17 protein-coding genes are annotated in these 19,182 nt (G+C 62.2%); 5 read left to right on the top strand and 12 right to left on the bottom strand.

Annotated elements, in window-relative coordinates; genetic code table 11:
• Positions 1–236 precede the first annotated feature (236 nt).
• The 6 genes from PLL20_00085 to tsaB all read right to left on the bottom strand — a co-directional run bounded on the left by PLL20_00085 (position 237) and on the right by tsaB (position 6,511).
• A complete protein-coding gene (locus tag PLL20_00085; protein HPD28361.1) occupies positions 237–1,358 on the bottom strand; it encodes a VWA domain-containing protein in 1,122 nt (373 codons plus the stop codon).
• Positions 1,359–2,606 (bottom strand): BatA domain-containing protein, encoded by a 1,248-nt coding sequence (locus PLL20_00080; protein HPD28360.1) that lies wholly within the window; start codon positions 2,604–2,606, stop codon positions 1,359–1,361. It abuts the gene before it with no gap.
• Positions 2,603–3,607 (bottom strand): hypothetical protein, encoded by a 1,005-nt coding sequence (locus PLL20_00075; protein HPD28359.1) that lies wholly within the window; start codon positions 3,605–3,607, stop codon positions 2,603–2,605. The genes PLL20_00080 and PLL20_00075 overlap by 4 nt, the downstream gene beginning before the upstream one ends.
• Positions 3,608–3,654: 47 nt before the next feature.
• Positions 3,655–4,560 carry a DUF58 domain-containing protein gene (locus PLL20_00070; GenBank protein ID HPD28358.1) on the bottom strand — a complete coding sequence of 302 codons (906 nt, stop codon included), beginning with the start codon at positions 4,558–4,560 and terminating at the stop codon, positions 3,655–3,657.
• Positions 4,561–4,669: 109 nt separating this feature from the next.
• Positions 4,670–5,662, bottom strand: coding sequence for an AAA family ATPase (locus PLL20_00065; protein ID HPD28357.1), 993 nt, complete (start codon positions 5,660–5,662; stop codon positions 4,670–4,672).
• A gap of 123 nt (positions 5,663–5,785) precedes the next feature.
• Positions 5,786–6,511, bottom strand: coding sequence for a tRNA (adenosine(37)-N6)-threonylcarbamoyltransferase complex dimerization subunit type 1 TsaB (gene tsaB / locus PLL20_00060; protein ID HPD28356.1), 726 nt, complete (start codon positions 6,509–6,511; stop codon positions 5,786–5,788).
• Positions 6,512–6,992: 481 nt separating this feature from the next.
• Here tsaB and PLL20_00055 point away from each other — a divergent pair, with 481 nt between their 5' ends.
• Positions 6,993–7,784 (top strand): sigma-70 family RNA polymerase sigma factor, encoded by a 792-nt coding sequence (locus tag PLL20_00055; GenBank protein ID HPD28355.1) that lies wholly within the window; start codon positions 6,993–6,995, stop codon positions 7,782–7,784.
• 282 nt (positions 7,785–8,066) lie between these two features.
• On the opposite strand, the gene PLL20_00050 is transcribed toward PLL20_00055, so the two are convergent.
• Together PLL20_00050 and PLL20_00045 are read right to left on the bottom strand one after the other, a co-directional pair.
• A complete protein-coding gene (locus tag PLL20_00050) occupies positions 8,067–8,447 on the bottom strand; it encodes a response regulator (protein ID HPD28354.1) in 381 nt (126 codons plus the stop codon).
• 15 nt (positions 8,448–8,462) lie between these two features.
• A complete protein-coding gene (locus PLL20_00045) occupies positions 8,463–8,969 on the bottom strand; it encodes a chemotaxis protein CheX (GenBank protein HPD28353.1) in 507 nt (168 codons plus the stop codon).
• Positions 8,970–9,858: 889 nt separating this feature from the next.
• On the opposite strand from PLL20_00045, the gene PLL20_00040 reads away from it, so the two are divergent.
• A complete protein-coding gene (locus tag PLL20_00040) occupies positions 9,859–10,347 on the top strand; it encodes a ferritin (protein HPD28352.1) in 489 nt (162 codons plus the stop codon).
• 457 nt (positions 10,348–10,804) lie between these two features.
• On the opposite strand, the gene PLL20_00035 is transcribed toward PLL20_00040, so the two are convergent.
• From PLL20_00035 to PLL20_00020, 4 genes are read right to left on the bottom strand one after another with little or no spacing between them, the layout of a single operon-like run.
• Positions 10,805–11,377 (bottom strand): SIS domain-containing protein, encoded by a 573-nt coding sequence (locus PLL20_00035; GenBank protein HPD28351.1) that lies wholly within the window; start codon positions 11,375–11,377, stop codon positions 10,805–10,807.
• A 2-nt stretch (positions 11,378–11,379) separates the two neighbouring features.
• Entirely contained in the window at positions 11,380–12,432 is a 1,053-nt protein-coding gene (locus PLL20_00030) for a PfkB family carbohydrate kinase (protein HPD28350.1), read from the bottom strand.
• Positions 12,429–13,544: a hypothetical protein gene (locus PLL20_00025; protein HPD28349.1), complete on the bottom strand. Its 1,116-nt coding sequence runs from the start codon at positions 13,542–13,544 to the stop codon at positions 12,429–12,431. Before PLL20_00025 ends, PLL20_00030 begins: the two co-directional genes overlap by 4 nt.
• 42 nt (positions 13,545–13,586) lie before the next feature.
• Positions 13,587–14,522, bottom strand: a complete 936-nt coding sequence (locus tag PLL20_00020) for an HAD family hydrolase (protein ID HPD28348.1) — start codon at positions 14,520–14,522, stop codon at positions 13,587–13,589.
• A gap of 537 nt (positions 14,523–15,059) precedes the next feature.
• On the opposite strand from PLL20_00020, the gene PLL20_00015 reads away from it, so the two are divergent.
• The 3 genes from PLL20_00015 (at position 15,060) to PLL20_00005 (ending at position 19,131) form a co-directional block, all read left to right on the top strand.
• Complete coding sequence (locus PLL20_00015; GenBank protein HPD28347.1) at positions 15,060–17,885, top strand: glycoside hydrolase family 31 protein; 2,826 nt, start codon at positions 15,060–15,062, stop codon at positions 17,883–17,885.
• A 264-nt stretch (positions 17,886–18,149) separates the two neighbouring features.
• Complete coding sequence (locus PLL20_00010) at positions 18,150–18,581, top strand: hypothetical protein (protein ID HPD28346.1); 432 nt, start codon at positions 18,150–18,152, stop codon at positions 18,579–18,581.
• Between the two features lie 238 nt (positions 18,582–18,819).
• Positions 18,820–19,131: a DUF962 domain-containing protein gene (locus PLL20_00005; protein HPD28345.1), complete on the top strand. Its 312-nt coding sequence runs from the start codon at positions 18,820–18,822 to the stop codon at positions 19,129–19,131.
• Positions 19,132–19,182 lie beyond the last annotated feature (51 nt).

Genomic DNA, 19,182 nt, shown 5'->3' with positions numbered 1-19,182 from the left:
CTTTCTGGGGCCTTCTGCCTGCCGGAGTCCCATCTTCATGGTCATGGAATGCGGAACGGATTCCGCCGCGTGAGGGGGCCCGAAAGGGATTCCGGGCCGAGCGGACGACAGCGTGCCGCCGGCGGCTCGCCCGCCGGCGTCCTCTCTGCCCGAATCCGGCACGGGCAGACACGCCGCCCGTGGCACCCATGCGCCCATCCGCGCAGACCTGTTCACCTGGATCGGTCCACGGGCGATCATCGCCCAACCCCCGCCCGCGCTACGGGCCGTTGCTCGCTGATCAACGTCGAGAGCACCACCAGCACGACGCCGATGCCTACAAACAATTGAAACTTCTCCTGCCACACCGTGATCCGTACGTCCTTGGTCTGCATGCCCTGCTTGGCAATGACGTTCTTATAGATGTCCGTGAGATCCACGTTCGACGCCCCCGCGGCCAGGTAGCCGCATCGGTCCGGCAGATCCGCCACAATGCTCCGCAGCGACGCATCATCAAACTTGGTGATCACCTCCTGATCCTTGTATTTCAAAGTGGTTATCTTTCCGTCAACTTCGATCGGAATCGGCGCACCGGCGGCCGTGCCCAGGCCGATGATGTAAATGCCGACCCCGAGCCGGTGAGCCAATGCGGCCATTTCTCTGGCGTCGCCCTCGTGACTTTCGCCGTCTGTCAGAATCACCAGAACATTCGCGTTACGATGACTGTCCGGCTCCTCAACCTTGAGTTTCGTCGACGGCTGGGTGGCGGAGGCCTTCTTTTTGTCGTCAACGGCCTGGGTCGGATCCAGACCGAAAACGTTGCGAATGGCTGAATAGATCGCATCACCCAGATTGGTGCCGCCTTCGTCAACGCTGTTGAAAGTGACATCCTGTAACACCCACAAGAGATGCGAATAATTCGGCGTCAGCGGGCATTTCAACTCGCTCGTGCCCGCATACGCCATCAGCCCCACCTGATTGCCCGCAGGAAGTTGCCCAATGAGCGAACGAATCGCGGCCTTCGCCGCTTCCAGACGCGAAGGATCGACGTCGCGGGCACGCATACTGTTGGAGACGTCCAGACAAAAGAGCAGGTTCTGGCCCTGCTGCGGCATCTCGATTTGCCTGGGATCCCATCGTGGTTGCGCCGCGGCCAGAATCAGGCACGCCAAACCCACGCACAGGACCGCAAACCGCACGATCGGCCGTCCGATCGAACGGCGCGGGCACACGTCATCCAGCAGCGACTTGGACACAAACAACGACACCGCCCTCTGTCGACGGCGCAGATCGAATCCGAACAGTACCGCCGGCGGCACCAACGCCCACAACCATTGCAGGGCCTCCGGATGGTTCAGGTTGAAGAATTCCGCACCCATCTACGGCAACCTCCTCAACCAGGTCAGCCCGAGCAACACCTCCACGCCCAAAAGCGCCAGCGCCGCCCCCAAAAAGGGCCGATACCGTTCCTCATGCGAGAAAACAGCCCGCCCCCCGACGTCGGACTTCTCTAAAGCGTCGATCCGTTCATAGATCGCTTCAAGCTGGTCGCCGCTGGTCGCCAGGAAATGTTCGCCTCCGGTCCGCCTGGCCAGCTTGCGGGCTTCGTCAATCGCTTTGTTGACCGCCGCCGCCTCCCGCGGATCAACCAAAGGCCCGAACAAACCCCCGCCGCCCGGAACAATAACCTCGATCGTCCCATCGGGACGCTCGCGATACCGCTGATGAGACAGAATCTGGACAAAATAGGCCCGGATGCCCGCATCGATGAGTTTCTTCATCGTTTCTTCGTCGGGGTATTCGGCATCCCGCCGCCCGCCGCTCACCGTAGGCTCACCGTCGGTCAGCAGCACCAGAACCTTGCTCTTGACCTCGTACTTGCGACGCCCCGCACTCGGTCGGGCCAGATCCTCGTCGAGCATGATCAGCTTGTTCGCTGCATATTCGATGGCCGCCTTCAAGTCGGTTAACTGCATCGGGTTTGTCTTCACGACGGGCCGCCCCCAGTTGTCGCGCAGCACGCGGCCACGCTCGTCGGTCTCCAACGCAGCCTTACGTATGTCATCCGTCGGCTGGCCGTACTCGTCGATGAAAGGCTTCTCGAACGAGAGCTGCTTTACCATGTTGCCGATCGATTCGTGATCGAGGCTGAAGGGGTGATCGGTTCGCGGATAGGTCGCAAAACTGAACAGGCCGATCAGATCGTTGGGCCGGCCCTGCAGGTTGCCACGCCCCCCTTTGACGAACGCCTCGAACAAGTCCTGTGCGATCTTGAACCGCAGCTCCAACTTCTTCTCGTACATCAGCTTGCCGTTCGGGTCGCCCATGCTGCCCGAGCGGTCCAACAGCATCGCGATCGCCAGGCCCTGGCTGGGAAGCTCTTGCGTCTCCAGCTTGCGGACCGGCCGGGCTAATGCCACGATCAGCAGCAACAAGGCCAGCGCGCGCAGAACAGGCAACAGGATGCGGCACCGCTGACGCAGGCTCTTTGGCAACCGCTTGAGGTTGCGAACCGACGGATAACGCAGGGCGGCCGTCACAGGCCGTCGCCGCAGCACAAACAGGTAGAGCGGCACCAGCAGCACCAGCCAAAGCGCGTGCGGGTTGGCGAACTCGATGAACCTCATCGCCCCCCGCCCTCCGTCCGACTCGTCTGACGGACGAATCGCTCGGCCGTCTCAAACGCTCGCCGCATCGCCGTTTCGTCCGCATCCAAGCGCGCAAACTTCACCTCGTCCGCCGCGGTCAGGAAAGGCTGCAGCACTTCTCGATGCCGAGCTAACTCGGTCGCCGTCGCCAGGCTGGCAAGGAATTCCTCCGTGGTCTGCTCCGGGGCCCGCAAGCCGAACGCCGCCTCCACATAATCCCGCACGATCTCCGTCACCCCCACGAAAAACGGCTCCACCTTATGCCGCCCGATCAGGTCGCTGCGCTCCAGCTCCCGCAGCCGTTTCAGAGCAATCTCGTGAGCGGGCGGCGGCGGAGGCTCGACCTTGGGACGCCGCACCCACCACACGATCGCCACGACCAGTGCGGCCGCGATGGCCACCGCGCCCAAAGCCTTCGGCCAGATGCGTCGCCGCATCGCCTCAATACGATCGGTCTCGATCAATCCCCGGGCAGGCCGCAACGCAATCGCGTCTCCGCCTAGCTCCGTTGCCGTTACCGTCACCTCAACCGGCTCGATCTCCAGCCGCTCCTCCTTCACCTCGCCGACTTTGTGGTAGTACGCCTCCATCGCCGGAAACCTGAGCGCGCCCTCGAATTCCGGTTCAATCTCATACTCGCGCACCTGCCGCCGTCGGTCGCCTTCCTTCGTTTCCCGCTCGTCGAAACGCGTCAGAATCGAGCCGGGAACGTCATCAGGAAACGCAATGTCCGGGAACTCGGCCTCATATCCCTCGGCCACGTCCAAGGTCATCCGGCAAACCAGTGAGTCGGCCGTGGTAATCGATCTGGCCGACACCTCAAGCGCGAACTTCACCGGACCGGAACCATACCATTTCGATATCTCGAAGCCCTCTCCGCGCGCCGCCTCACCGCCGTTCGTCGCCTCCTCCTTGCTACAGGAGGTCAGCGCCGGCGGCATCGATGCGATCAACAGAACCAATAACACGAAACGAGACATCTGACCCGATTGCCATTCCCTTCAGGCTGAGAGCTCACAGCTCCTTCTCAATGCTTCATTCTCCGCTCGCGGCGGCGGAAAAAGGCCATCACATCCTTCATGTACGGCCGATCGGTCGAAATCTCCAGCGAGTCGGCACCCATCGACCGCAGCAGCCCGGTCAACGATCGCTGCTCCTGGCGGCCGGCCTCCGAGAACAGGTCGCGAATCCGGCTCCGCCGCGTGTCAACGACCACCCGCTCGCCGGTCTCGGCATCCTCCAGTTCGATCAGCCCGACGTCCGGCAGCGATGTCTCTCGCGGATCGGAGATCCGAACCGGAATCAGGTCGTGCCGCGTGCGAGTCAGGGCCAAATCCCGCTCGAAATCCTCGTCGATAAAGTCCGACACCAGGAACACAACCGCCTTGCGTTTCAGCACCTTGTTGAGGAACTCCAGCGCCCCGGCCACGTCGGTCCCCCCGGCCTGCGGCTCGAAGCTGAGCAACTCGCGAATCACCCGAAGCACGTGACGCTTGCCCTTCTTGGCCGGAATGAACTTCTCAACCCGATCAGTGAAGATCAACAGACCGATCTTGTCGTTGCTCTTGATCGCCGAGAACGCCAGCACCGCGCTGATCTCGGTCGCCAGGTCGATCTTCAACAACTCGGAGCTTCCGAAACGACCCGACAAGCTCACGTCCACCAGCAAGATGACGGTCATCTCTCGCTCTTCGACGTAACGCTTCACGTGAGCCCAGCCGGTACGCGCCGTGACGTTCCAGTCGATCGACCGGATGTCGTCGCCCGGGATGTACTCGCGAACCTCGTCGAACTCCATCCCGCGACCCTTGAACACCGAACGGTACTCGCCGACGATGACATCATTGACCAGTTTGTCGGCGCGCACCTGGATCCGCCGCACCTTCTTGAGCAGCTCGCGGGTCTTCTCGGCGGTATCCGGCTTGGTCGGCATCCCTCGGGCCTTATCAGCTTACCCTGCCAAACAGCAAAGAAGCATGGGAATAAACCTTCGGACTTCCGGTTCCCTGCGCCATCCTCGTTTCGTCATTCGGACTTCAAGCTTACGGTACGCGGATCGAGTCAAACACCTTCTTAAGGACGTCCTCCGCCCCCATCTCCTCCGCCTCAGCTTCATAGGTGAGAATCACACGGTGACGCAGCACGTCCATGCCGATAGCCTTGACGTCCTGCGGCGTGACATAACCGCGGCCCTGCATGAAGGCGTGCGCCTTGGCCGCCAGCGTCAAAGCGATCGACGCCCGCGGTGACGCACCATACTCAATAAGGTTCGCCAGTTCGGGCAACTTGGCCGCCGCCGGGTCACGCGTCGCGAATACGATATCAATGATGTAATCGCGTATCTTCTCATCCACGTAGATCTCGTCCACGATTCCCCGCAACCGCAGAATGTCCTCCGGCCGTATCACCGCGTTCACCTGCCCGTCCGGCTTGGTGAACGACATGCGGTCCACGATCTGCCGTTCCTCATTGCGCGAGGGATAGTCGATCTTGAGCTTGAGCAGAAACCGGTCCACTTGGGCCTCCGGCAGCGGGTACGTCCCTTCCTGCTCCAACGGGTTCTGCGTGGCCAGAACCAGAAACGGCTCATCAAGCTTGAAGGTCTGCTCGCCAATCGACACCTGACGCTCCTGCATGGCCTCAAGCAGAGCCGATTGCACCTTCGCCGGTGCCCGGTTGATCTCGTCGGCCAGGATGATGTTGGCGAAGATGGGTCCCTTGCGGACAGTGAACTCGCCGGTCCGCTGGTTGTAGATCTGCGTGCCGATCAGGTCCGCCGGCAGCAGGTCCGGCGTGAACTGGATCCGCTGGGCCTTCGCCTGGATGGCCCGACCCATGGTCGTCACGGTCAGGCTCTTGGCCAGCCCCGGAACGCCCTCCAGTAACACGTGCCCGTTCGAAAGCAGCCCGATGACCAGCCGCTCGATCATGTAACGCTGACCAACGATCACCTTGCCGATCTCGTCGATCAGCGCGCGGATCGGGGCACTCTCGGCCGCCACCAGTTCTCCGATTCTTTTCACATCCGTCGCCATAGTCGCAACCCTCAAAGACTCTGCCCTTTCCGGGCTCCGTAAGTCGTTTAATAGCAAGGGGTACCAATGTACTTTCGGCTGTCGAGGTTTTTCAAGTTGGTACGGGCATACCCCCGGCAGGGTTCAGGGTTCTCTGTGAAGCTTCTCCCATTTCTCCTCCGGGTCAGGACGCCGAACGTAACAGGGAAGCAGATCGCCGCCGGGCGTATATCGGCCGGCCTCAGCCAGACGAACGCCAACCCGCACCACATTCTCGGCCTTCCCACCCCACAGGCCCGAATCAAGCACCATTGCCCCACTTTCGGTGATCGCCTGTCGGTGATGAGCGATCCCCTCCCCCAGAACGGCCAGCGGACGCGGGCAGCGGGCCAGAAAGGCCTGTGGGGTATCCATCCGGGTGTCGCCGGCAGGCGCGTACCACCCGTTCCGCAACTCGAAGGCCTCGCAAAACACCCGTCCGCTCTTGGCGTCCAAAATAACCGCCAGGTGCATAGGCGGGGGAATAAGCGACAAGGCGTTGCACGCCAAACACTCCAGCGTCGGCACGGCCACGACCCGTGCCCCAACCGCCCAAGAGAGCGTTCGGGCCACGGTCACGCCGACCCGCAAGCCCGTAAAGCTCCCTGGACCGATCGAAACAAATACGTCGGTGAGCGAGTCTCCCGGCCAACCTGCGCCTGCAAGCATCCTCTCCACTGCTGGCATCAACTCCGAGGCGTGGGCGTGGACCCCCAGCGGACCGGCCGCCGCCACAATCTGCCCGCCACCCGTCGCCAGTGCCACGCTACCCGATCTGCCGGAGGTTTCGATGGCGAGAATACGACACGCCTCGGTATACATGGTGGACATTCTAGCCCCAGCAGGGGCAACCCGCGAAGAATCGGTTCCCGACACTTGCATCTACGACCCGAGCGGTAGATTCATGGCCCACGGAAAGCATTCCGCATCGGCCAGCTGGCGCCAGAGCACAGGACTTGCCGCGCACTTCGGTCCCGCGCTGCCCTGCCGCGGGTAGTTGCTGCCCCTCCAGCCAAGTGCCGAAAACACAGACTTCGTGACCGCTCAGTCCCAAAAAGCGCCGGATCAGTGACCCTGATGGCCCGTTCCCGCGGGCGGGGAGCAGATCACTTGCCCGCATATCCAATTCTATAATACTTTGTCAACAATAAAGATACGCCACATTCAGCACTTGATCGAAGCATCGTTTGACGAGTGATCTTCTTCGAGGAAAAGTTTCTTAGGGAAATCAGTATTTTCCCTTGCATTAGGACCGATCTGGTGCTATACTTAATAGCACCTAATAGGTCCCGATAGCGAAAGGGATGCGACCATGAGATCACAAGCAGCAAACAAGACCCAAAACACCAATCGTTCGGCAAAGAATCCCTGGTATGCACCTGATCCACGGATTCGCAGCAAGGCAGCCGTTCGTGATGCACTGAACGTGGTCGATTTCATACGCACGGGCACTGGCATGCCGGAAAAACCGAGCGATCATCAACTGTTCATCGCCATGCACACGTGTGCCTATATGGCCAATAAGTCGCTGCGCGACGCCGGCGGCGAGCATGCAGCCTGGACCGAGCGGTGGTTCATGATCCGTGAGTACATCGTTCAGCAGAACCTCGGGCTGGCCTATTCGATGATGAGCCGTTTCAACACGCGCTTGATTGACGAGGATGATCTGCTGAGCGACGCGATGCTGGGCTTAACACGAGCAGTGGACCGGTACAACCCCTGGCGGGGATACCGCTTCAGCACCTATGCGTGCAACGTCATCGTCAGGGCCCTGATGCGACGGGGCAAGCGGGAACGCAACCGGCGCCGACTGTTCCCGGTCCAATACGAAGTCTCGCTGGAGCAACCCGACAGCCTGCCCGACACCGAGCGGGAGCTGTATGTCGAACGTCTCAGCCAGGTGCTGCGGAACAACATGGGCCAATTGACCGATTTGGAGACTCGCGTTCTGGCTCAGCGTTTCACGGGCGAGCATCACGATCGTTCGACTTTTCAGGAAATCGGTGAGATGGTGGGGCTCAGTAAGGAACGTGTACGGCAGATACAAAACATCGCCATCAGGAAACTCCGTCAGGCGCTGGCAGCCGACCCGGTCCTTCAATGACGCGCCAATCAGGCCGCCGTCGGTTTGCAGACCGTTCCTGTTGCGGTCGGAGCGGCCTCAAAGCGGGGGTACTTTCGTGAGGCTGCCCTTGGCTCGCCAACCGAAACAGGAAGTTGCCTCTGACAGGCATGAGCGGAGCCCATTGCCCGAGCCAAGTCCCAATCCGTTGCTGCTCCGACAAAGGCTCCGCCGGTGCCCCGACGAACCCGATATCCTTGTCAGCCAGACGGGCTTCTCTGCGGCAACGCTATTGCCGTGGGTATGCGTTCAGTTGACAAGTGTTCACGCGTGAGCCGCTTGCTGGCTCTTGGCCAGCGTGGCGTTGATTTTTTCCGCCAGGGTTTCTGCAGTGAACGGCTTGACGACGTAGTTGTTGACCCCGGCCTTAATGGCCTCGAGCACTCTGGCCTTCTCCGCTTCGGTGGTGCACATCATCAGAGGCATGCTCTTGTCCGTTTCGCGTATCTTGCGGACAAGCGTGATACCGTCCATGTTGGGCATGTTCCAGTCAATCAGCACCAGATCGGGCCGCTTCTCGGCAATGATCTTCAGAGCCTCGACGCCGTCACCGGCCTCGCTGATATCCGTGTGTCCGAGCTGGGCGAGCACATTCTTCTGAATGTTTCGGATAGTCCTGGAATCATCGACCAGCAGTATTCTCATGGATTGAACTCCGCTTCAGCCAGCCACGGCAGCCACCGGCGCCGACGCCGTTGCCCCCGTCTTCTTCTCAACCACCATCGCCACCTCGACCGCGAACCGGCCGAGCGGGCTGTCACAGGGAATCACCAGCCGGGGGGTGATCTTCGACTGGAGCACCTCGTGGTCGCGCCCGATGATCACGCTCGGCAATGAGATGCTGACTGAGAGACCCTCGAACTGGGCCTTGGCCTGTCCGGCCACCATGTTCGCGAGTTCTCCCAAAGCATCCGAGAAATCGGGATGTTGAGGTGTCAGTTCATTTCCCGCGAATTTCGAAGCCGTCTTGACAGCGGCGTCCGTGCGGAAGCACAGGATGACGCAACCGGCCGCGTCCCCCGAGAAACCGATCACCGCCGAGACATCGGCATTCGACTCGTCGGGAGCCCTCAGACGCGGCTTGCTGATCATGATGTCCGTGCCCAGCATCGTCCTGAACACGTGCTTGACCGCCCCGATGAAGGGATTGATGTATCTCACGTCCATGACACGCATACCTCTCGTCTGGCCTGCCGGATACTCGATAACCCCGTTTCAGTGGCACTGCTTCCACGGCACGGGACACTTCCATATCGGTATGCGGTTTGAGAGGCTGAATCTGACGGGCGCCCAGACTGCGTTTTAATCCACCGCCCTCCGGCGCGATGACACGTTATCAGACGCGCACCACATTCGGGCGCCATCAGAGCGTTCGCAAACTGCGGGCCTTGGGCGCGGCGGGCCGCCGAAGGCCCGTGACGATCTGCGTGGGGGCCACTGGCATCTCGTCTGGCAGAGTCTTGGGCTGCCCAGGCCCCACGTACGGACAGGCCGCCTGCGGCACCCGAAGCGCGCTCCCTCCGGCTATGTCGCGTGCCCGGCCGCCGACATCGGTGTCTCGGACGCGGTTCTTGGCCACGGACCTCCGGGCCAAATGATCTCAAAGTGCCTCGGAATGAATATGTTAAGTTTTTTTCTTCTTTCGGGTTGCCGGTCGCAATCAAAGATACTAGTGATTATTGGCCACAGTACAGAGCATCATGCATGAACCACAGACGTCAGACCAAACAGCGAGCTGCGATCCTGGAAGCTCCGAGGAAGTTGAGAAGCCAACCCACAGTAGCCGCGCTTCCTTCGTTTGTCCCGAGCCAGTTGCCGCGGATCTGCCTCGGAACGGTCTGTGACAACCTCGTGGCCTCGTCGACGGATGCAAGCATTCGGAGACTTGTCAGCGGGCATTTTGAGGCCCGCTTCCACGCCGGTGCCGCCGCGCTTGGCCCCTCGTCCGGACGAGCGGGCCTGAGATCGATGAGACAAACCCAGGAGTCGCGAGAGCCTGAGAACCACGCGGGCATGACGGCCCGCCTACAACCTTTTGAACTAAGGAGCCAAAGAAATGAACAAGAAGATCGAGAATGCGTTTAACAAGCAAATCAACGCGGAGTTGTACTCCTCATACCTCTATTTGGCTATGTCGGCCTGGTTGGAATCCAAGAACTTCAAGGGCATGGCCCACTGGATGCGTGCCCAGGCTGCCGAGGAGCAGGCCCACGCCCTGAAGTTTTATGACTTCATCCACGACCGGCAAGGCCGCGTGAAGCTGGCGGCCATCGACGAACCCCCGGCCGAATGGATATCGCCGGCGGCGGTTTTCAAGGATGCCTACGAGCACGAGTGCAAGGTCTCGGCTCTGATTCACGGCCTGGTCGATCTGGCGGCCGCCGAGAAGGACCACGCCGCCTCAAGCTTCCTGCAATGGTTCGTCAACGAGCAGGTGGAAGAGGAGGCCCACGCATCGGAGATCGCTGAGAAGCTGAACATGATCGGCGACAGCAGGGGCCCGATCTTCATGATCGACTCCGAACTGGGAAAACGCGGCAACTGAGCCCGCGGTTTCTGTTGTGTCAGAAAACGCGCATGAAATCGTGTGTGCGGCGATTCCGGCCTGCGATCAGCAAGCTGGTCCGCGAGCGCGGACCCTGCCTCCCTTTACTCGACCAGCGTATCGCCGTCTGCCGGATCGCGCGTCCGCTTGGTCTGGACGGCCGTCAGGCGGTTCTCCCTTGACACGACGGGTGGTGCCGCCGCGAGCCAGAGGCTCCAACGCTTCGCGTTGCCCGGCGAGTCAAGGGTCCGGCGTCGTAGAAATACCAGAACCTCTCGTCGTCGCTGCTCGATTCTGGGGCATGCACCTGGGCTGCCGTGCAGCCCGTCTCGCCCGGCCAGACGCGTCGTGTCAAGGGTCAGTAGGCCGTGGGACTCGGCCCCCATGGTTGGCGGCAGGTCTGGCGACCTGCCCTACGGGCCAGTCCACCGTCCGCCCCAAGGTGCCTGTTCAGGGCTCATCCGCAGGCGTCCTCCATGAAGGCATAGCACAGGATGTGGGTCATGATAAAGAAAGCGTCCTCAAGTCGACCCATGTGGCTCGACGGCACGGACAGTGGCAGCGTCACGAGGTCCTTGAGGCGGCCGCCGCTGCCGGTGGTCAGGCCGATCGTCGTGCAGCCGACGCCGTTGGCGAACTCGACCGCCCGCAGGACGTTGGGGCTGTTGCCGCTGCCGCTGATTGCGATCAGCACATCGCCCTTCTGAGCCCAGTTTCGCAGCGGCTCGACAAAGACGGACTCGTAGCTGACGTCGTTGGCGTATGCGGTGATGGTTGCGACGCTGTCCGTGAGGCTGATCATGCGGAAAGGGCGTGTCATCTTCCGGTACGAGGCGCCCTTTACCATGTCGACCACCATCTGCGAGGCGATCGAGGCGCTGCCGCCGTTGCCGCACGAGAATATCGTCCGGTCGGCGTCGCGGGCCTCGCGCAGACAGGCGATTGCCCGGTCCACCGCCGCGGCATCAATCGCCTTCAGCACGCTGTCGAGCTCGTCGAGGTATCGTCGCGAAAAACCTTGTTGCGTCATGATTATGAGTATCCTTGTTGTTTCTGCCACAGGGCCAGACGATCGGGCAACTGGTCCCGGCGGACCGTGCCCGTCGTCCCTAGTTGCTGCACGGTGATCGAGGCGACGAGGTTGCCGATGAGTGCGGCCTCGGGCGGCGTCGCCCCCGCGCAGAGGGCCAGCACGCATCCGGCAGAGGCGCTGTCACCGGCCCCGGTGGGGTCGATTTCCCCGTCGAGCCGCACGCCCGCCACCTCCGTCCACGGGTCGCTCACGAGCATGCCGCGGGCGCCGCGCGTGACGAAGACCGGAACGCCGTTCTGCTCCCGGAGCCGCTTGGCCGCCGCAAGAAGCTCCTCCATCGGCACCTCGTCATCGGGCAACCAAGTCGGCCAGCCCGATGCCTCGAACTGGTTTGACTTGATGATGACGTTGCGGTACTGGCGGATTCGCCGCCGGCTGTCGGCCCAGAAGACCACCTTCGGGAATCTCCGGGCACGTTCGGCCAGCATCTCCCGCACCGGCGTCGTCACCACGCCGCATTCATCCATTTCGATCTGGTCCATCACCACGAGGGCGTCGATCTCGGGCAGCAGAGCGTCGATCGACGCCATGATCCGCCGCTGCAGGTCGGGGGGCGTCGGCGTACGGTTTTTCGTGTCGAAACGGGGGTGCTCTCCCGTCAGACTGAGGTCCGTGATGTCGCGCGGTTTGAGGTACTGCGGCGTGTGTCGGTCGGCCCCCATGTGCAGGTGGTTGTGCGTGCAGCCCAGGGCCGTCAGGGCCTTCCTCAGGTCGTACCCCTCGCCGTCGTCGCCGGTCAGGCCGATGGCGTGGAGCCGGCCCGCTCCGAGCGAGGCGAGGTTGATCATCACGGTGCCGGCGGCACCGGGGCTGGTGCGGACGTCGACCACCTGGTGAGCCGTCTTGCCGCTCTCGACGCTGACGTCGGCGATTCGCGGATCGATGTCGAGGTACTTGTCGAGGAAAAAGTCCCCCAGCACGGCGACGCGCTGCCGGGGAAAGCGGTCGATCAGCTCCGCGAGACGTTCCTGGCTCAGGTTCGCTGCGTTCATCGCTCCGGCTTCCCGGGAAGAGACTGGGACAAGGTCAGGAGGAAGTCCCGATTGTCCGCCGACAGGTACCGCATGGTCCCGCCCATGCGGCTGAACGTCTTGTTGTAGCGGAGGTAGTAGGCGGGGTCGGACTCCGGTGGCTCGCCCTTGGACCAGTCCCAGCGGGTTGGGGCAAGGTCGACCACCAGGATGTAGTGACCGTCGATGTGCCGCCCTTGGCGAATGGCGAGGTTCTGCGCCATCGACATCGATTTCTCGAACACCATCGGGCTCATGACCGCCGAGCCGATCGAGACGTACACGCCGCCCTCGATCCGGCTGACACTCTCGGCGAAGGTGAGGAAGTCTCGGATTGCGGTCCGGCCGAGGCAGGCGCCGTGGTTCATCGGGTGCGTATAGATGATATCGTGGCCGATCATCGGGTGGCCGGTAAAAGGTACGCCGAGGCGAAACGCCTGTGCCTGAGCGCTATAGCGCTTGAACGGGTGCGGCACGGCCATCGGACCGGCCGGCAGCCCGAAGCGCCGAACGACGCCGAGCAGATCGGCCGCCGCCGCCGCGAGATCGTGGTCGCTGTCGAGGTTAGCGTTGACGGCCGCTATCAGATCGGCCTCCGAAGGGATTGTCAGCCCCTCGTTGTGGATCAGGGCTCCAACCGATTCGCCGTATCCGCGGCCCTCGAACGCCCCGACGTTGATCGCGAGGTTGATGTAGAAACCCGTCTCCTGCCAGTTGCCGAAGCGGCCCTCGTGGACCATCTTCGCGACGTCCTCGCAACTACGCCCCTGATAAGCGAACTCCCAGTCATGGATGATACCGGCCCCGTTGGTTGCCAGGTGCGTTACCCAGCCGTCCTCAATCAGCCGGATGAACACCGGGGCTAGTCCGTTCTTGATCGCGTGAGCGCCGAAAGCGACCATCACCGGGCGCCCGTTGCGCCGCGCGGCCCGGATGCGCTCGGCCACCTCCGCGATCGTGTCGCGGGCCTCCGGGGCCAGCGGCCCCGGCATGCGGTCGGGCGGCACATGGTCCGTCTCGATCCGCTTCTTGTTCTGCCGCGCCGAGAGCGGCTCCATTTTCACGTCGAAGCGATTCAGCCTTGGATAAGGCATCCGACTATCCTCACGCGGCCCGCGCCGCGCCAATGACTTGGCCTATCCTGCGGTCGCCGCATCGCCCCACAGGTACGCCAGCAGCGGATCACACTCGCGAAAGTCGGGGATCACCACGTCCGCCCCCACGCCGATCAGTCGGTCGCGCTTCCATGGGTCGGGCTTGCCGCTGCGGTTGGCCTCGTCGCTGGCGACGGCCACCGCCGTCCCGCCGACGGCCTTGACGTTCTGGATCTCCACGTAGCCGTCGCCGAAGCCCAGCAGCCGCTCGCCTTGCACGCGGTTGGTCTCGAGGATCCGTTCGATCACTTTCGCCTTCGAGAACGACTTGTAGTCGTCGATCGCCCCGTACACGTGCTCGCCGAAGTACGGGTCGAGCCGCAGCAGGCGGACTTCCTCTTTTACATAGTGCTCGTCCGTCCCGCTGGCGAGGTACAGGCGCAGGCCGCGATCGCGTAGCCGCCCGAGTAGCTCGAATGCCCCCGGAACGACCATGTCTTCCGGCGGCATCCGGCCGTCGGCGAGAGCCTCGCGGCGCCAGCGGATCCGGTCCATGAGCCGATCGTGGTACATCCGCTTGTACTCCGCCGGCTCCAGCGGCGTGCCGCCGCGACGACGGACCTCTTCGGCGAGCCGGATCATCTGGTAGATGGTCTGCTTGCCGTTGAGTTCCATCACGAACTCGTGGGCGAGCCTGTAGAGCGTCTGGGGCGACTCGGCGGTGCCGGTGGCCCGGAGCACCTCCACCATCATTGGCACCATCACCTCGGGCCAGCCCTCGCGGATGAGGCTCAACGTTCCGTCGAAATCGAACAGCACGTGCTCGATCGGCTGATCGCGCCGCACCTCGCGGATGATCTCAATGCTGGTCCCGGGCAGAAACCGCGTCGGCCCCGTGGCCGGCACCACGCGCTGGTAGTCTTTCTCCACGTAGGCGACCATCGCGAAGATAATACCTCGGCCCGCGGGCCCTGTCATCCGGCCCGCCCCCAATAACGTTGACGGGCCAGCTTCGACAGCACATACCTGTATCATTATCATTTGCCGAGAGCGCGGTTTACGATTTGAAGGCAGGCCTTTGGCACTGCAAGGTTCTGCGCGCTTTAAGGCGTGGCAAAGCGGTGTTGCCGGGCGGTCATAACCAGCCATCCTGAGGAGCGGGCGTATGGCGTAAAGCGGTTCAAAACCGGCCAAACCCGCCCGCCGGGTCATCGGGTCCTCCGAGCAGGTGCGAGCCTTATTGGTACAATTCGTGTGCCGGCGTCGCCGATGACGAGTTGCTGGCCGATCGCCGCCAACGCCGTGGCAAGCTCCATCCGCGAGCTGCGCCGTGGCCGGGGATCCGTGGTTGAGAACCTTTGGAGATTCCGCCACGGCGGCACCAAGGCTGAGGAGAGGGCTGGCGGGCGGGGACTTGAACGGGGGAGGGATCGGTGCTATTGGCCGAAGCAAGGCGGCGTCCAGAGCATGCCCGACTGCACTTGTCGAGGCATGGGCGTCAAGGTTGCGTGGAATATGAAAGCCAACGAAAAGAACTGCGTCTCCTTTTCAGGGTGCTTTTTCAGTCTGGTACTGCTCCCACTCGCCGTATGGTGCGGCTCATCTGCGGCAGCAAGCGCTGGGCAGGCCGAGGCAGACAGCGTCCACCCCGTCTATCGCCTCAACAGCAGTCACTGGCACGCCCTGGGGCTTTTCGAATGGACGAAAGAGAACCGCAGGTTCTGGGGCGACCGGCCGCTGCCGCCGGACAACCGCTTTGACACTTCAGCGACCTATGAGGGCCTGGCCGGGAAAGTTGCGTGGATTGAGGTGCCCGAGTGGGATCAGGACAACAAGGTCCACGAGATCAGAGAGAAGCTCAAGCCACGAGAAACCAGACACAGCGCGGCGGCCTATCTGTACCGGCGAATCGACTCGCCCGCTGAGACGGACGCCATCCTATACCTCGGCTTCGACGACGGTCTCGTACTGAACCTCAACGGCGAGATCATCTTTGAGCGTTTCTTCTATCGCAACACCGAGCCCCGGCAGGAGGCGATTCCGATTCGCCTCAAGCAGGGCCGGAACGACCTGTTGCTGAAAATCATCGACAAGGATAACACCGGCGGCAGCGCGTTTTGCTTTGATATCAGGCCGTCGCTGCCTCCGGACGAACACGTGCGGCTGCTTGAGGACCTGATTACCCGGCAGTCCAATGAACCCGTGCGCGCGCTTGACACCAGGTGCCGGCTCATGCACCTCTACCGCCAGACCGGGCAATTGGCAAAAGCCGACGCCACCGCACAGGAGGTTTTGTCCATCCAAGCCTCCGTGGCTGAACTGAAGGAAGCCGCCCAGCGGTTTCTCGAAACGCGGCCCGGCGGCATCGGCCGTATCACCGGTTACACCGTTGAAGCACAGCGAGCCACTTTCCACACGGAACGGGGCAAGCTGCACGTCGGCTACTGGCGGGACACGGCTCCGCGGGTGACTTTCGTTCCGACGGACACCGCCTGGCCCTATCCCCCGTCGCACCGTCCGCTGCCCGTCGGCTGGGAGACGCCCAACAAGAGCGGCATCAACGCAGTGACTGATGCCGAGGACCGGTTTGTCGTAAAGGGGATAGCAGTCCCGGTGGAGGTCTTCAAGGACGGTTCCGGAATCGCATTCCTGCACGAAGGTCGCAGGCGATTCGTCGAGTTGGGCATGCGCCCCAGTCTCAAGCGGGTGGTATGGTCACAGGCGAAGACATTCAAAGGCCCATTCGAGGAAATAGTGTTTCACCTCGACACGCGGGAAGGCGTCTTTGGAATGGGGAACCGTTACGACGCCCTCAACCGCCGGGGCAGACTCAACATCATCGGGAACTGCGACCGGGCGTTTGGTGAATCGCACTTCACTCTTCCGCATTTCCTGACCCAGGGTCGCGACGCGCTGTTTATCAACAGCTTCGGCGACGGCGAGATCGGCGTGGACCGACCGGAGGCAGAGAATATGGCCGTCTGCCAGTTGCAGGAGGACGTGATCGACCTGTTCTATTTCGCGGGGCCGCCTCGGGCCCTCGTGCGTCAATACGCCGATCTCACCGGTCATACTGTCATGCCGCCCGATTGGACGCTCGGGGTGTGGATGTCCCGCAACTCCTACGAGAACGAAGCGGTAGTTCTCGATGTAGCCCGCAAGCTCCGCGAGCACAAGGTGCCGGCCCACGTACTGGTGCTCGAGGCCTGGCGTGAGGATGGAAAGGATTGGATGTCCTGGAACACTGAACGATGGCCACGTCACCAGGCAATGTGCAAAACTCTTCATGAGATGGGTTTCAAGATCGTCCTTTGGACCATGCAGTTCCACATCTACAACTTGGCCCGACCGCAACCGTACGAACAGGAAGCTTTCGACAATCGATACTTCGTCATGGACGGCGAGCGACCATGGGGCTACGAGCAGGGCCAAGAGAAGAACTCTTACATTGTCGACTTCTTCAATCCCGCCGCTTGTGCGTGGTGGGAGCGGCAGTACCGCCGGCTCTTCGACCCGGTTATCGGCATTGACGGCCTGAAGACCGACATCGGGGAGAACAACGGCGGCACGACCTGGCAGGGGTGGAAGAACATCAACAACATCTACGCTCTCGGCTACCTCCGCTGCGCCTGGGACATGACCAAAGACATAACCGGCGAGGGGATGGTCTTCGCCCGCACCGGCACGGTGGGCACGCAACGATATCCGATTCTCTGGGCGGGCGACCACAGCGCCTGGTTCCAGGGAATGCAGGAAGCGTTCAATGCGATGATGAACGCCGGCCTTTCCGGCTATGCCTGGACCAGCTTTGACATCGGCGGCCTCTACGGCGATCTCGACAAGGAAACGTATGTACGCATGGCCCAGATGGGAGCATTTTGCCCGATCATGCAGGTCCATGGCCAGGGCCGCCGGGAGCCTTACGACTTTGGCGATTACGGCGAGCAGGCCACCGAGGTGTTCAATCGGTATGCCACGTGGTACATGCGGCTCAAGCCATATCGGATCGCTGCCGGCCGGGAGGCCTGCGAAACCGGCGTGCCGATCATCAGGCCACTGTGGATGGACCACCCCGATGATCCCGAGTGTTACGAGGCCGAGTACGAGTACTTGTTCGGTCCGGACGTGCTCGTAGCTCCGATTGTGTCATACAACCATACGCGTAAAGTGTATCTGCCGCGCGGGCAGTGGATCGACTGGTGGACAGGTGAGCGTATCGTGGGGGGACGTTACCTGCGCGTGACCATGCCGCTGGAACAGGTGCCGCTCTACGTTAAGCCGGGCTCGTTGGTACTGCGTCTCAGCCCCGGTTCGGGCGGCGGCAATGAGAAGTCGGAATAGGGAACCGGGGAAGAGGCGTCCTTTGCGATCTTCGCGATCGCATCCGGAGTATTGGGTCTATCATTCTGTTTGTCTGTTCGTGACGGGGCGGGCGCGCCCCGGGGGCCCGCGAGCGGAGGACCCATAAGGCAACGCGACCGGTTGGGTCCGCGGGAAGTTATATCGTAGGTTCTGTCGTGGCCCTTCGTTGGGGGCCTTGTGGGCACTGATCATCAGGTGTTGCGCCGGCGGGTGGGCAGGCGGATCGCGCCTTTGTGGGGAAAGATGGCATTAACGGGACATGACCGTACCAAGGTGTCGGCGGCGCGATTCCACGATGCGTTCTCCTGCTTCGATCGCTACGCCGGCCAGGCATTCGCTTCGGCGTTCGGTTCCGTCGCTCACTTCGTCGCGCAACACCGGATGAAGGTTCGGATCAGCGACGCGGTGCCCGGCCGTCGCTCCTTCCGGTTCGCCCTGCCCGACGGGAGCCGGGTCACCATCTCCTGTTCCATCGAAGGAATCGATCAGCTAGAGTCTACCTCCGAATGCTGGATGCCGCAAATCGGGCCCGGCTCGGGCGCGCGATCGACCACCGGCCTTCGCGACGCCGACCGCCGATGGGGCGAGGCCTGCATGCTCATGGCCCTGGATAGGTCCGTCCGTCGATGGGTTGAGAACCACAATTGGGCACCGAAGGGCCAGAAGCACGCCTGAAGACCACGAGGACGAGCCCCCCCAGGTCGTTTCCCGTGACGCATTACCGGTCAATCGATCGGGGCAGGGCTTCATTTCGCTCGCAAACCGCCGCAGGGATATAATCCCCCGACAACAACCGGGGACCCGGCACTGGTGGCGTTTTCGGCGCACCGACGGGCAAGGTGCAAGAACCAGCCGCCGAGTCTGCAGAACCGTCGATCTCAAAGGGTGGCAGCACAAGGACGGCCTCATAGTTATGCCTCGATGGCTCTCCAAATGGTTTGAGCGGCATCGGCATCCGGCGTCGCTGGTGCTTCACCTGGTTGGTATTCCGCTGACGGTGGCCGCGGTGCTCCTGGCCGTCGTACAGTTCTGCCAGTGGAGGTGGGATCTGTGGTGGCGGCCGACGAGCTTGCTGATTGCGGGCTATCTGCTGCAATGGATCGGCCATCGGATCGAAGGCAACGATATGGGGGAGTTAATCCTGGTGAAGAAACGGCTGGGCCGGCCGTATGTGGCCGTGTCACCGAAATACGCACGAAAGGCTTTTAGGCAGTCAGACCTCTAGCGGACCTTTCCGACTTATGACCGCGCATTGCATGCGGTTGAAGCCCAATCG

It is taken from the genome of Phycisphaerae bacterium (genome assembly GCA_035384605.1).
Lineage (GTDB): Bacteria > Planctomycetota > Phycisphaerae > UBA1845 > PWPN01 > JAUCQB01.
Note: the sequence above shows the minus strand (reverse complement) of the source record. Positions and strands in the feature narration are given on the sequence as shown.

Excerpts from the sequence above, each read along its gene's own strand:
- PLL20_00085 (HPD28361.1), bottom strand. The coding sequence starts at position 1,358 with ATGGGTGCGGAATTCTTCAACCTGAACCATCCGGAGGCCCTGCAATGG.
- PLL20_00080 (HPD28360.1), bottom strand. The coding sequence starts at position 2,606 with ATGAGGTTCATCGAGTTCGCCAACCCGCACGCGCTTTGGCTGGTGCTG.
- PLL20_00075 (HPD28359.1), bottom strand. The coding sequence starts at position 3,607 with ATGTCTCGTTTCGTGTTATTGGTTCTGTTGATCGCATCGATGCCGCCG.
- PLL20_00070 (HPD28358.1), bottom strand. The coding sequence starts at position 4,560 with ATGCCGACCAAGCCGGATACCGCCGAGAAGACCCGCGAGCTGCTCAAG.
- PLL20_00065 (HPD28357.1), bottom strand. The coding sequence starts at position 5,662 with ATGGCGACGGATGTGAAAAGAATCGGAGAACTGGTGGCGGCCGAGAGT.
- tsaB (HPD28356.1), bottom strand. The coding sequence starts at position 6,511 with ATGTCCACCATGTATACCGAGGCGTGTCGTATTCTCGCCATCGAAACC.
- PLL20_00055 (HPD28355.1), top strand. The coding sequence starts at position 6,993 with ATGAGATCACAAGCAGCAAACAAGACCCAAAACACCAATCGTTCGGCA.
- PLL20_00050 (HPD28354.1), bottom strand. The coding sequence starts at position 8,447 with ATGAGAATACTGCTGGTCGATGATTCCAGGACTATCCGAAACATTCAG.
- PLL20_00045 (HPD28353.1), bottom strand. The coding sequence starts at position 8,969 with ATGGACGTGAGATACATCAATCCCTTCATCGGGGCGGTCAAGCACGTG.
- PLL20_00040 (HPD28352.1), top strand. The coding sequence starts at position 9,859 with ATGAACAAGAAGATCGAGAATGCGTTTAACAAGCAAATCAACGCGGAG.
- PLL20_00035 (HPD28351.1), bottom strand. The coding sequence starts at position 11,377 with ATGACGCAACAAGGTTTTTCGCGACGATACCTCGACGAGCTCGACAGC.
- PLL20_00030 (HPD28350.1), bottom strand. The coding sequence starts at position 12,432 with ATGAACGCAGCGAACCTGAGCCAGGAACGTCTCGCGGAGCTGATCGAC.
- PLL20_00025 (HPD28349.1), bottom strand. The coding sequence starts at position 13,544 with ATGCCTTATCCAAGGCTGAATCGCTTCGACGTGAAAATGGAGCCGCTC.
- PLL20_00020 (HPD28348.1), bottom strand. The coding sequence starts at position 14,522 with ATGACAGGGCCCGCGGGCCGAGGTATTATCTTCGCGATGGTCGCCTAC.
- PLL20_00015 (HPD28347.1), top strand. The coding sequence starts at position 15,060 with ATGAAAGCCAACGAAAAGAACTGCGTCTCCTTTTCAGGGTGCTTTTTC.
- PLL20_00010 (HPD28346.1), top strand. The coding sequence starts at position 18,150 with ATGGCATTAACGGGACATGACCGTACCAAGGTGTCGGCGGCGCGATTC.
- PLL20_00005 (HPD28345.1), top strand. The coding sequence starts at position 18,820 with ATGCCTCGATGGCTCTCCAAATGGTTTGAGCGGCATCGGCATCCGGCG.